General features: G+C 41.1%; 13 protein-coding genes. 4 read left to right on the top strand and 9 right to left on the bottom strand.

Features of this window, described 5'->3' with window-relative positions:
• The first annotated feature begins 15 nt into the window (after positions 1-15).
• Both HLH14_RS00670 and HLH14_RS00665 read left to right on the top strand, forming a co-directional pair.
• The gene (locus HLH14_RS00670) at positions 16-639 is read left to right on the top strand and encodes a MotA/TolQ/ExbB proton channel family protein (protein ID WP_067722062.1); all 624 of its coding nucleotides are present in this window, start codon (positions 16-18) and stop codon (positions 637-639) included.
• Positions 639-1,043, top strand: coding sequence for an ExbD/TolR family protein (locus HLH14_RS00665; protein ID WP_067722060.1), 405 nt, complete (start codon positions 639-641; stop codon positions 1,041-1,043). Before HLH14_RS00670 ends, HLH14_RS00665 begins: the two co-directional genes overlap by 1 nt.
• Before the next feature lie 66 nt (positions 1,044-1,109).
• On the opposite strand, the gene msrA is transcribed toward HLH14_RS00665, so the two are convergent.
• The 5 genes from msrA to thyA form a co-directional block, all read right to left on the bottom strand.
• Entirely contained in the window at positions 1,110-1,634 is a 525-nt protein-coding gene (msrA, locus tag HLH14_RS00660) for a peptide-methionine (S)-S-oxide reductase MsrA (RefSeq protein ID WP_131271813.1), read from the bottom strand.
• Positions 1,635-1,754: 120 nt separating this feature from the next.
• Positions 1,755-2,216, bottom strand: a complete 462-nt coding sequence (locus tag HLH14_RS00655; RefSeq protein ID WP_067722055.1) for an META domain-containing protein — start codon at positions 2,214-2,216, stop codon at positions 1,755-1,757.
• A gap of 100 nt (positions 2,217-2,316) precedes the next feature.
• Positions 2,317-3,381, bottom strand: coding sequence for an Lnb N-terminal periplasmic domain-containing protein (locus HLH14_RS00650; protein WP_067722053.1), 1,065 nt, complete (start codon positions 3,379-3,381; stop codon positions 2,317-2,319).
• Positions 3,382-3,409: 28 nt separating this feature from the next.
• On the bottom strand, positions 3,410-3,922 hold the full coding sequence (locus HLH14_RS00645; protein WP_067722051.1) for a dihydrofolate reductase: 513 nt from the start codon (positions 3,920-3,922) through the stop codon (positions 3,410-3,412).
• Between the two features lie 79 nt (positions 3,923-4,001).
• On the bottom strand, positions 4,002-4,844 hold the full coding sequence (gene thyA / locus HLH14_RS00640; RefSeq protein ID WP_067722049.1) for a thymidylate synthase: 843 nt from the start codon (positions 4,842-4,844) through the stop codon (positions 4,002-4,004).
• 682 nt (positions 4,845-5,526) lie between these two features.
• Here thyA and HLH14_RS00635 point away from each other — a divergent pair.
• Positions 5,527-6,048 (top strand): hypothetical protein, encoded by a 522-nt coding sequence (locus HLH14_RS00635; protein ID WP_067722047.1) that lies wholly within the window; start codon positions 5,527-5,529, stop codon positions 6,046-6,048.
• Between the two features lie 64 nt (positions 6,049-6,112).
• Here the strand turns inward: HLH14_RS00635 and HLH14_RS00630 are convergent, their stop codons facing one another.
• From HLH14_RS00630 to HLH14_RS00620, 3 genes are read right to left on the bottom strand one after another with little or no spacing between them, the layout of a single operon-like run.
• Positions 6,113-7,516 carry an efflux transporter outer membrane subunit gene (locus HLH14_RS00630; RefSeq protein WP_067722045.1) on the bottom strand — a complete coding sequence of 468 codons (1,404 nt, stop codon included), beginning with the start codon at positions 7,514-7,516 and terminating at the stop codon, positions 6,113-6,115.
• 11 nt (positions 7,517-7,527) lie between these two features.
• Positions 7,528-9,507: a MacB family efflux pump subunit gene (locus HLH14_RS00625; protein WP_067722512.1), complete on the bottom strand. Its 1,980-nt coding sequence runs from the start codon at positions 9,505-9,507 to the stop codon at positions 7,528-7,530.
• Positions 9,508-9,509: 2 nt separating this feature from the next.
• On the bottom strand, positions 9,510-10,853 hold the full coding sequence (locus HLH14_RS00620; RefSeq protein WP_067722042.1) for a MacA family efflux pump subunit: 1,344 nt from the start codon (positions 10,851-10,853) through the stop codon (positions 9,510-9,512).
• 580 nt (positions 10,854-11,433) lie between these two features.
• Between HLH14_RS00620 and HLH14_RS00615 the strand changes: the two genes are divergently transcribed.
• Positions 11,434-11,883, top strand: a complete 450-nt coding sequence (locus HLH14_RS00615) for a bacteriohemerythrin (protein WP_067722040.1) — start codon at positions 11,434-11,436, stop codon at positions 11,881-11,883.
• On the opposite strand, the gene holA is transcribed toward HLH14_RS00615, so the two are convergent.
• On the bottom strand, positions 11,880-12,878 hold the full coding sequence (gene holA, locus HLH14_RS00610) for a DNA polymerase III subunit delta (RefSeq protein WP_067722038.1): 999 nt from the start codon (positions 12,876-12,878) through the stop codon (positions 11,880-11,882). The two genes, HLH14_RS00615 and holA, sit on opposite strands and share 4 nt — an antisense overlap.

The raw sequence follows: 12,878 nt of genomic DNA, 5'->3' as shown, positions 1-12,878 counted from the left end.
TTTAGGAGTTCGAGTATGAACTTTTCAGTTTATTGGCAACACGCCGATGCAGTGAGTAAGACACTGTATTTCGTGTTATTGGCAATGTCGATTACGACATGGACAATCTTCGTTTTACGTTTAATGGGGACTCGCCAACTGAAGCAACAAGCTTATGCTCAACTTTCTCAAGCGTTAAGCAAGTTAAAGGCAAAATTTGCACCTTTGAATTTTGAACAACGTAAAGCAGTGGCAGAACAAGCTTTATTGCGTCAAATTTCTGCTGAAAAATCGAGTGCGGAAAAAGGTGTTGCGGTTCTAGGTACCATTGCTTCACTTGCACCATTTGTGGGTTTGTTCGGTACAGTTTGGGGTATTTTCCATGCCTTGGTTGCGGTAGGTAAGAGTGGTCAGGCCGGTTTGGCCCAAGTGGCAACACCTGTAGGTGAAGCTTTGATTATGACCGGTCTGGGTTTGGCGGTGGCGATTCCTGCAGTACTGGCTTATAACATTTGTACCCGTGTCAATCGTGGTTTATCACATGAATTACAAGACCAGGCACACAGCTTGTTGATTGATACCATGTTGCAACAAGATAGCTCGGCTCAAGCCACTGATGCTAAAGCAACGTCAAATCATTTGGTGGGAGGTCAAGCTTAATGGGCTTTCAATTGGGCGAAGACAACGATGTAGGCATGAATGAGATGAATCTCATTCCACTGATCGATATTATGTTGGTATTGATGATCATCTTTTTGGTGACAGCAACCGTTGCTAACCCATCAATTCCATTAACCTTACCAAAGACCACGGCAGATATTATTGATTTGCCACCTAAAAATGTGACCATCAGTATTAATGCAGGTGGAGAAGTTGCCTGGAATGGCAAGGTGCTCACTCTTGATGAGTTACAGACAAAATTTAATGAAGCTGGTCAGGAAGAGCGTCAGCCGACCATTGTTCTGAAAGCAGATAAAGAATCACGTTATGACGCTGTTGCACAAGTGATGTCTCGTGCGAGCGAAGCCGGGCTCAGCGATATTGCTTTTGCGACTGATAACTAATCAAAAGTATAAAAAAGCGACCGAGAAGGTCGCTTTTTTATGTCTGAAATTTGCTGAAAAGTACTGTTATTCAGTTTTAAGTAAGTCCTGAAACTTGCTGCGTAATTTCATTAATTTCGGTGGAATAGAAAAATTACAGTAGCCTTGGGATGGATTTCGGGCAAAGAAATTCTGGTGATATTCTTCCGCAGGGTAGAACTTGGGTGCAGGACTCAGTTCAGTCACAATATTCAGACCTTCTGCTTTTAAGGCATCAATTGTGTGTTGTGCCTGCTGTTGCTGTTCATCATTAAAATAATAAATCACAGAACGATATTGAGTGCCAATGTCATTGCCTTGACGGTTTAAGGTCGTTGGATCATGGGTGGTGAAAAACACATCCAAAAGCTGAGCAAAGCTAATTTGCGTTTCATCGTAATCAATCAAAATCACTTCTGCGTGGTTGGTGTCACCACGACAAATATCGTCATAACTTGGATTGTCGGTGTGACCGCCAGCATAACCACTGACCACTTTTTCTACACCCTTAAGCTGTAAAAATATGGCTTCAACACACCAAAAACATCCACCACCAAATAATGCCTGTTGCATGGTTTTATCCTGTATTTGTTTATTATTTTTAATATAGGGGTTTTTTGTGAAGCTACAATGTATTTATTTATGCATTTTATATACAAAATCCTGAAATTTCAGGCTTTTTATGTGCATTATTTAACGTGGTTGAACAGGACTGCTAAATTGGATCAGAAGATTACCATGACGATCAAGCAGTTTGAGTGTTTTGCCAAAGACTTGATAGTTTGCCACTTTAGTTAATGCTTCATTAAATTGTTGCGATACATTGTTGTTGTCTAGACATGCCATTTTGGTACCTGCCATTTGACCAAGCACTAAAGTATCTCTACCAGCTTCATAACTTCCCATAATACGATTACAACCATCGGCACCACTGACGCGTTTGGTTGCAGCATCAAACTGTAAGCTTGGAATATTGTGTGCGGTGGGTGCTGTCTTAATTTCAGTATTGCCAATATGGGTTGCAATCCAGGTGCGATTTTGCAATTGCACTAAATTTGCAGTTTCAATCGTAGACGATGCGTTAGGCATAGTTTCACAACCTGTAAAAGCAATCGCTGCAGCAATCATGCTGACAGCACATAATTTTTTTAACATATTGGAATTCTCGTTGTTGATTTAACTTATGTTCTATATAAACAAAAAAATAGCCATTTAACTAGGCTTAAATGTATGTTTTATATATTTTTTGCATTTCTTATTGTGGCATATCTACAGTTGTAGGTTGCGGTAAACCCTGACGAATAAGGGTGGAATATTGAGTGCTGCTAATATGGTTTAATCCACTGACACGTGGGTTTATATAGGCAACTTCATACCATTGTTGTATGGTTAAATCGTGCGAAATGGCATTCAGGTCATACAGATAATTGGGCAAATACCCTGAAGCCAGCAGGCGATAATCGGTCGGCAAGTGCCTTTTAGATACTGCTTGCACCATATCAAACACCAGCGTGGTGCAGTTACTGGTCAGGCTGTTATACCATTTAGGCTGATTTTTTAATTCATTGGCTTTATGCAGGTATTCTTCAAACAAGGCGCGTCTTTCGGTTTTGGACATATTGACCGGGAAGAAATAGACATGTTCGCCACGAATATTGCTGCGGGTATAAATCAGATCCTTCTCATCTGCGGCGATCAGACTTAATTCATATTTTCTAAAAAAACCACCATAAGTGGAAAATTCTTCATTTTTTTGTTTGCGAATTTCAATCGAGAAGGTCAGTGGTTTGCTGTTGGCAAAATCAAAGCTGACCAAGGTATGGGCGATGCGTGGTCCCATCCAATAGGAGGTGATGATATTCACGCCCGTGATTTGGTTTAAATCAAAATCACGCGTTTCCCAACGTTCATCATAACTGCCATCTGCATGCCAATTAAAATTACGGACATTGTGCAAAGTGATCTGGTCGCCATCTTGTTCATAAGACAGCACTTGGGCAACTTCCGGATTCCATTCACGATCTTGTTTGGCTTCCAAGCCAAAATACCAAAATAAGCCCAGCAGAAAACCAAAGATATAAATCAGTATATCTATATGACGGTTAAATAAATTTTGGGTGATATAAATGCCGAGAATACTTAAAGTAAAGACAATCCAGATGCCAATCAGTACGCGGGTGACGAACCAGCCAAAAGGTTCCTGAAACCATAACGCAAGACACAGCCAAATAGAGGACACAATAACGAAAAGGCTGAACATGGAATGGAGTAAAGCCATGCCTAGAGCAGCGAAAAACTCCCTTTTTCCAATATTATGCATATTTGACTGTTATAAGTAATTATTGCCTTTATTTTCGGTATGTTGCGAACTCAAAAGCAATCCCAGTTTTGTCGTCAATATGTTGTTCAGACGCGACCTTTTTAAATTCAGCTGGAATTTCTGGATAATAAGCATCGCCTTGAACATCAAGTTCAACATGGGTCAATTCTAAACGGTCGGCAATGTCCATGGTTTGTTTAAAGATCTCACCGCCACCGATAATAAAGATTGCTTGCGGCTTTTCTGAGGCTTGCACATCGGCAACAGCTTGAGCCAAGGCATCTTCAATCGAGTAGGCAACTTTAGTCCCTTCAAATGACCAGTCGGTGTCACGGGTAATCACCCAATTAACACGTTTAGGCAGGGTACGTCCCATAGACTCTAAAGTCTTACGACCCATGACTACGACACCACCTTGGGTGATTTCTTTAAAGTGCTTGAGGTCAGCAGAAATGTGCCAAGGTAAGTCATTATTTTTACCAATGCAACGCTGCTGATCCATGGCCACGACATGAACAACTTCTAAATTTTGGAATGTCATAAAATTTTCCCTGTATTTTTTATACTCAGATACGTTTTCCCCCTTTGTAAAAGGGGGAATTAAAGGGGGATTTTAGAAATTAAACCGCAACAGGGGCTTTAATTCCTGGATGTGATTCATAACCGACAATTTCGATATCTTCAAATTTAAAGTCGAAGATATCTTTAATTTCTGGATTTAATTTTAATTGGCAGAGCGGTAATGGCTCACGGCTGAGCTGTAATTTAGCCTGTTCAAAATGATTGACATATAAATGGGTATCACCACCTGTCCAGACAAAATCCCCCACGCCTAAACCACACACTTGCGCAATCATATGCGTGAGTAGGGCATAGCTGGCAATGTTAAAGGGAACACCCAGGAAAACATCTGCACTGCGTTGATACAACTGGCAAGAAAGTTTGCCGTTCTGTACAAAAAACTGGAACAGGGTGTGGCAAGGCGGAAGGGCAACATTTCCAGCTTCTTTTGGATTCCAGCCCGACACGATTAAACGGCGTGAATTTGGATTGGTTTTAATTTCATTAATCAGCCATTCAATCTGGTCAAAACCATCTTGCTCATATAAGCCATTTTCTTTTTTGGTTGCGCCAAAGTTACGCCATTGATGACCATAGACCGGACCCAATTCGCCTTCCGGGCGACCAAAACGTGCAGTTTGTTCTGCAGTTGACCATTCATCCCAAATTGAAACTTTGTTGTCTTGCAGATATTTGACGTTGGTATCACCTTTTAAAAACCACAACAGTTCAATCACGATTGAACGAAAATGAACTTTTTTGGTGGTCAATAAAGGGAAACCTTTGGAAAGATCAAAGCGCATTTGGTGACCGAACACTGAACGCGTCCCTGTACCGGTACGGTCGCCTTTTTCGCCACCGTTGTCGAGAATATATTGTAAAAGGTCTAAATATTGACGCATGTCTCTCTCATTAGAATCTGTTTGCTAACTCTAATTAGGTAGGATCTATTTGCTAACACTAATTAGGATCTGTTTGCTAACCCTACATATTAGCCTTTTTTTACAGGAAACTGTATCTCCTCAAATCCTAGGAAATTTAAATTATCTTTAAATTTTTTTAACCTGATGATTTTAATTTATTTTTTTAGTTATTTTTTGAATCTGTTATGAAAGATTGATCTTCAGCCTAATAATCTTTGCCTAAAAATTATAAGGATAAAGAAAATGGTTAAATTTTTTCTTTGCAGTATTTCTGAACATTGATAAAAAACCCTATATATCGATTGCTATTAAATATCCAAAATATATTCGTGATCTTAAATTGAATGAAGTTTATTGAGAAAAATTGCAGAGTATGTGAAATCTTCTCGATTTCAATTTTTCGCGGTCAATATAACCTAGTCATAATCAGGGCTTGAAAGAAAATAAAAGATTGTTGCTTATTTATTGAGCTTCAATTGAATTTATCCGCTCTCTGTTTTTATAAAAATTAACAAAAAATAATCAGTTAAGTCGATTCAAAGCGATTTGTTTATATTTAATTACATTTATTACATGAAAAATCACATGTGACAAGGTACTATCCTCCCCGTCGAAATGAGTGAAAAGCCCGAATTGTAAGGGTTAGGAGTAGTTGTAAAGAATGGCTTATGATCACAATGTAAACATGAGTGAAGTGTATGCTCCTGTCCAGTCAAACATCGTAATTCGTTCCCAATCTGGTAAAAATTCTAATAAAAATACAGAGTCCAAGTCCGTTCAAACCAGTCAAAAAAACAAGATAATTGCAAGCAATGGACAGCGAATTGATATTAATAAATTCACGAATTTCTTACAGGGTATTAGTTCATATAGCAGTTCACAAAAGTGTGCCAAAAGTATCCGGCTTGCTTTGGAGTCAGCCGGTGCACAGTTTCAAAGTCACCCAGTTGCTGCGGCAGACTGGGGCAATACTTTAATGAAAATTGGTTATCGACAAATTAACCCTAAATTTGATGCCCCGAAAGAAGGTGATATTTATATTATTGATCGAACCGGCAAACATGTTTATGGACATATTGCAGGGTTTAATGGCAAGCAATGGGTATCTGACTTTAAACAAAAAAGTTATGACGTTTATAACGAAAAAGGCCTGACCTATAAATATTATCGCCCGAGTTTCTAAATTTTTATAAATCAAAACATCCTAAATAAAAAAGCCTCCGTAGAGGCTTTTTTTGTTGCTTAGCTTAAGGCAGTTGTTTGATTGGACTACCCCCCAAAGCCTGCATCAAGGTCACATAAGCATTGTATTGGCTTTGCTTGGTTTGAACCAAAGACAGTCGTGCATTACGTGTGGTTTCTTGTGCATCTAACAGATTTTTAAGTGCAATCGCGCCGTTACGGTAACGTACTTCAGTTAAACGCTCGGTTTTCTCGGCAAGTTGTACATTACGTTCTTGTAAAGCCACCTGTTTGTTTAATTCGGTACGTGCCGATAGCGCATTTTCTACATCTGCAAAAGCCTGATACAAAGTTTGACGGTACTGAATAATCGATTTTTCATAATCCAGATCGCTGATCGCCAAATCTTTCTTCATATCGTTATATTGCAAGAACGGTAAGCTGAGACTGGCACCCAAAGTTAAAGCCGGATTCTGCAACAGATTGGTTAATGATGTACTGGTAGAGCCTAAATTTCCAGTCAAATTAATCGAAGGATAATAACTGGCTTTGGTTGCATCTTTGCTGGCTAAAGTCTTACGTAAACGTAATTCAGAAGCTTGTAAGTCTGGGCGACGTGACAGCAAGTCTGCCGGCAAGCCGGCTGCAATGGTCGGCAGGGCAATGCGCGGTAAATGTGCAGGTTCCTGAATATTCAGTTGCTGCACAGGTTGATGCATCAAAACAGCTAATGCAGTTCTGGTTTCCACTTTTTGCTGTTCAATCTGGCTTAATGTCGCTCTTTGGCTTTGCACCGACTGTTCAGCTGAAGTGAGATCCAGACCAGAAACCGCCCCGGCACGGTACTGTGTACGGACCAGTTCATAGGTTTTTTGCGTACTGGCCAGGTTTTGCTGTGCCACGCTATAACGCTCATTCAGATAACCCAACTGCCAATATAAATTCGCCGTGGTTGCCACTAAGCTTTGTGCAGTACTTTGCAAATCCTGTTCAGTCGCTAAAGCTTCCCATTTTGTTGCTTCAGTCTGACGAGCCAGTTTGCCGAATAAATCCAGTTCGTAACTCACACCAGCACTTAACGATAAGCCGCGGGACGAGTCATCCCCTGAATTTAAGTCAATATTATGCCCAGTCGATACATTTGAGCTGACACGTGGACCTTGCTTGTTTTGCGCTAAACCTGCTTGTAAACGTGCTTGCTGCAAGTTAATTCCCGCAACTGCTAAATCGGTATTGCTTGCTAAAACCTGATTGACCAATTGATTCAGTTGCGCATCGCCAAACAAGGTCCACCATTGATCGGCATAGACATCGGCATGCACATGCTGACTCATGGCTTTGCTGTTTTGGAAGTTGCTGGGAATATTCACGGTAGGTTGCTCATATGGCGTTTTCACCACTGCAGCACAACCGACCAGCGATCCACTTAAAATAAGGGCAGTGGCAAGTTTGGAAAAATTCATTTGCATTCTAAGTATCCTTATTCGCGAGAAAGTGCATCAACAGGATTGAGCTGTGCTGCATTACGGGCAGGGATAAAGCCGAAGATAATCCCGATCATGCTGGAACAGACAAAGGCTGCAATAATTGAAGTGGTTGAATAGGCCATCTGGAAGGTATCTCCAGCAAAATGACCAATCAGCTGTCCAATGCCTAAGGATAAAAGCACCCCTAAGATACCGCCTAAAATACACACCAATACCGCTTCAATCAGGAATTGCTGCAAGATGTCACTTTGACGTGCACCGACGGCCATACGTACCCCAATTTCTTGAGTTCGTTCAGTCACCGAAACCAGCATGATGTTCATCACCCCAATACCGCCGACAATCAGGGAAATCACCGCAATTGCAGAAACCAGTAGTGTCATGGTTTGTGTAGTTTGCTGAATGGTTTCACGAATACTGTCCGAGTTTTGGGTAAAGACATCTTGCGCGCCGTGACGTTGTACCAACAAGTTCAGAATCGCATTTTCAGCGGCAGCACTTGGGTATTCATCTTTGACCCGGACAATGATGTTACGGACATTGGACTGACCCAACATGCGGCTCATGACTGTGGAGTAGGGCAGGTAAACATTCAGACTATCCGAGTTACCCATCATCGATTTTTGCGCTTCAATCACACCAATAATACGACTAGGCACACTACCCAAGAGAATGACCTGACCTAGAGGATTCGTGCTATCGCTAAAGAAAGTATTTTTGGTATTGCTATCAATCACCACATCTTGGGCACGTTCAGTCACCCCTTCTTTGTCAAAAGGTTGCCCTGATTCGAAGGTCATGCCTTTAACATAGAAGAAGTCTTCACTCACACCATTCACTGTTGCAGAAGCTTCAGTATCTTTAAAGCGTGCGGTGATGTTGCTGGTCACAGAAGGACTAACGCCATCGACATAGGGTTGTTCAGCTAATGCCTCACCATCGGCCGGAACCAGGGTTTTAGCTTGGGAGGTTTTGGAATTGTCACCGAAGCCACGTCCCTGATAAACGGTAATGGTATTGGTGCCGAGACTACTGATATTTTCCAGAATTTTTTTCTGTGAACCATTTCCCAGCGCCACCACAGAAACGACCGATGCAATACCGATAATGATCCCGAGCATAGTCAGGAAGGTACGCATACGGTGTGCATTCATGGCAAGTAGTGCCATGCGGAAGGCTTCACCCAGTCGGTCGGCAGCAGAACGCCAAGATGGGGTTTTCTTTTGTGGTGTACGGTCGAGTTGCTGCTTTTCGAGCACTTCACCATCCGTTTCAGGCACATTGGCCCGATCCGAAATAATATTCCCGTCACTAATTTCAATAATGCGCGAGGCATTTTTCGCCACATTATGATCGTGCGTGACTAAAATAATGGTATGACCTTTGGCATTCAGTTCACGCAAAATACGCATCACTTCAATACCACTGTTTTTATCCAATGCACCAGTCGGTTCATCGGCCAGAATCACATCACCACCGTTCATCAAGGCACGCGCAATCGATACACGTTGTTGCTGACCACCGGAAAGCTGGCTGGGACGGTTTTGGGTTTTGTCAGCCAAGCCTAAGTCCGTGAGCAGTTGGGTCGAACGTTGTTGCCGTGCAGATGCATCCACTCCTGCATAAATTGCCGGAACTTCGACATTCCCTGCAGCGGTTAAATCTCCCAATAAATGATAGCGCTGGAAAATGAAACCAAAATATTCACGGCGTAGTTGCGCCAACTCATCCGGTTCCAATTTTCGTGTTTCACGCCCTTTAACCTGATAGCTACCTGCAGTCGGTTGATCCAAACAACCGAGGATATTCATTAGGGTTGATTTACCCGAACCAGATTGCCCGACAATGGCCACCAGTTCACCCGGATAAATCTCTAAATTAATGCCCTTCAGAATCTGAATGGTGCTTTCCCCAGCGGGGAATTCACGAGTCAGATCTGTGACCTTGAGCAAAGGTTGTTGATCTTGACTCATCATTACATTCTCATTGGACCAGCACCACCGCCAGTACGGTTACTGCGTTTTGCAGCATCATTTGAAGTATCAGAAGCATCTGCAATCACTACTTTGTCGCCTTGTTTTAGGCCTTTAATGACTTGAGCTGTTACGCGGTTATTTAAACCGATCAAGACAGGTTGTGGTTTTGCCGTACCATCAGCTTGAACCACGCGAACCATCGACATAGAGGCTTTGCCTTGTTCAATCAGTGATTTTTCTTCAGCAGAAAGTTCCAGGCGTTTTGGACGTTCAATTTTAGCCTGATCTGTATCGGCTGGCTTTTGTTGTTTTGCTTGGTCTGCATTACGATCACCACGTTTGCCTTGTGGGCGATTTGAGCTTTGTAAGGCTGCTGCAGGAATGGTTAAGATATTTTTTGCTTCATTAAGTACGATATAAACTTGCGCAGTCATATCAATACGTAACTTGCCATCTTCATTCGGTACATCAAATAACGCGTTGTAATACACGGCAGAACTTGAAGATGAGCTCGATGTGTTATTGGTTTCAGTATTAATTGAATTGGGTGCAGGTTCTACTTGGCGTAGTTTTGCATAATGTTTTTTGTCGCTATTGCCCAAAGTGGTGAAATAAACAGTTTGTCCTTCTTCAACTTTCATCACGTCGGCTTCAGAGATTTCAGCCTTAATGGTCATGTTGTCGAGTTTCGCCAATTTGACAATGGTGGGTGCGCTTTGGTTGGCGTTTACGGTTTGACCTTCCTCAGTCACAATCGCCACAATGGTGCCGTCCATCGGCGCAACAATCTGGGTATAGCCCAAATCTTCTTTAGTCGTTGCCAAGGTTAAGCGAGATTGTTCAATTTGTGCATTAATCGCCAAAATTTCAGCTTGTGCCGTTTTATAGCTTGCCAATGCTGATTCTAATTCAGCGCGTGAAGTTGCATCTTGAGCATACATCGCTTGTTGACGTTGATATTCAGCTTGAACTTTCGCTAAGTTGGCTTGCTTGACAGCCAGTTGGGCTTGTTGATTCTTAATGCTCGCTTCAGCCGTTTTTAGATCATTTTCCTGACGAATCGAATCAATTTGAGCAATCAATTGACCTTGTTTCACTTGGTCGCCCAGTTTCACATACATCTTTTTCACCTGACCGGAAACCTGTGCACCGACACTGACCATTTTGGTGGCTTCAAGTACACCTGTTGCAAGTACAGAGTCTTCAATATCACCACGGCTGACTTCACTAGTAATGTATTGCGGTGTTTGCTCTTTTGGCTTTAAGAAAAACCAGGCTGTGACTGCAATAGCAAGAATACAGACCACTGCTACAACTATTTTGGACGGCTTTATTTTTGGCATAGTGAGCGTATAAATTGAGAAAATTGAACAGATTATAAAAGCTAAATGAGGATAGAACGTGAATTTTTTAAAAACAAATGAGAATTATTTTCTTTTTGGAGATCTCTTGAAAAGTGACTAAAGAGATTGTGAACTGATTTTAAACCAGCCTTTTACGGCGTGATTTGTAGACGATTGGCACTTTATTGAATTTGGATTCAATGAAATTTCTGAAATCTCATTTCTGTTCGAGTATTGAGTTTCGCAGAAATACTGCTGTGAAAATGGATTTTACCAACGAATCTCAGGCCTTGAGAACACATTAGATTTGAGTAGAACGATACTAGATTTATTTCATAATTTTTATTTGAATAATTTTTTATGTTTGATATTTTCGCTTCGCTTTTATTTCGGAATGCCTAGCTAGGGACTTGTTCTGATGGCTTTAAAAAATCTTTGTTTTATCTATAGATTTAAATAAAAAAAGTTTGTAATATTAAATCCCATACTTTTTTTATGGGATTAATAATAACAGCGTTATGCACAATGATTGTGCACAATAAATCATGAAATTAATAGGAAAATTTGTGAGAGATAACTGATGAAATGGAATGAAAGTTATAATATTGGAATCGAAGTGATTGATAATCAACATCGCCAAATCTTGGATTACATTAATGCTCTAGAGAAGATTAGAGTGAGTGGGGATCGTAATCAGATCAAAGAAGTCTTGGATGATTTGATTGATTATACCCAATCACATTTTAGCTTCGAAGAAAACTTGCTTGAACAAGTGAGTTATCAGTATTTGCCTTCTCATAGAGGCATACACGACTTATTTGTTAAACGGCTGAATGATTATCGTCAAAAATTTGATCGGGGAGAATCGGTCGAAAATGATTTATATCGATTACTGTCAAAGTGGTTGATTAATCATATCCAACATGATGATCAAGATTATGTGGATGCTGTGCGTGACAATATGCTGCACTATTTGCGTTCACAAGAACAGAAGAAGGGTAAAAGCTGGTTTTCGCGTTTTTTCAGCTAAGCAGTAGGGGATTCAAATAACATTTGACCACACATACTGGTAATCGCTTGCAAGACCAGATGTTCTGGATTTTCTTTTCCCAGACCTTTAATGGATGCATCAATACGTAACAGCAGCGAAGGCCAGGTTAGAAAGTTATTTGGATTCAGTCGTCTTAGCGCTTGTTGATATAGGCTGACTTTATTTTTCCAAATCCCCAGTTGCAAGGCATTTTGCGGCTGTTCAAACAGTTGCATCAGTAAGCGCATTTCTTTGCTGATACTCCATAAAATCAGGCTCATCGGTTCACCCGAGGCAATTAAATATTGGAAAATTTTAATTGCCTGAGCCAGATTTCCGGCAAGCAGGGCATCATTTAAGTCGTAAGTGGTATAGCGCGATTGATCTTGTAGACATGAATACAAATGATCAATCTGAATCACGTCGACATCGACAAAAGTATCACTGACGCGCATCAGACTGTTTTTTGCAGCGAGCAGGTTATGCTCATGATGTTGTTCAAGCCACTGCCAAGCATCATTCGCCAGTTTAATCCCCAGTTTTTCTGCCTCAATCCCTAGAATTCGTTGGCGATCTTGTGGGTAGTTGGCAGTAAGCGGCACAGTGACGCCATTCGCATCAACCACTTGGAAGAAACTTGATTTTAAGCTGCTGCTGTCTTGTTTGGGCATTACCACAAGCAACAGGTTTTGTTCATTGTGCTGAATATAGCTTTTCAGTTGCTTGATGCCATTCGCATCTGGCTTGATATTGCCATGCACTTCAATGGCAAGCTGATTGGAAAAAAGCGATAAGCTGTTTAAAGCATTAAAGACATTTTTCCAATCACTGACATTATTAATGTCATAACGCTGACGTTCAATTTCTTGTTTGTGCCAACTCTGACGAAAAGCATCGAGTAAATTTTGCTCAAGTAAGGGTTCTTGACCATACATAATCCAAGCACCGCGAGCTTCATCAACACGTTTTAGTGCTTGTGGATAGTCAAGTTTCAT

Origin of the sequence: Acinetobacter terrae (assembly GCF_013004375.1) — a bacterium.
In the GTDB taxonomy this organism is placed as follows: Bacteria; Pseudomonadota; Gammaproteobacteria; order Pseudomonadales; family Moraxellaceae; genus Acinetobacter; species Acinetobacter terrae.
This window is presented reverse-complemented; position numbering and strand designations above follow the sequence as displayed.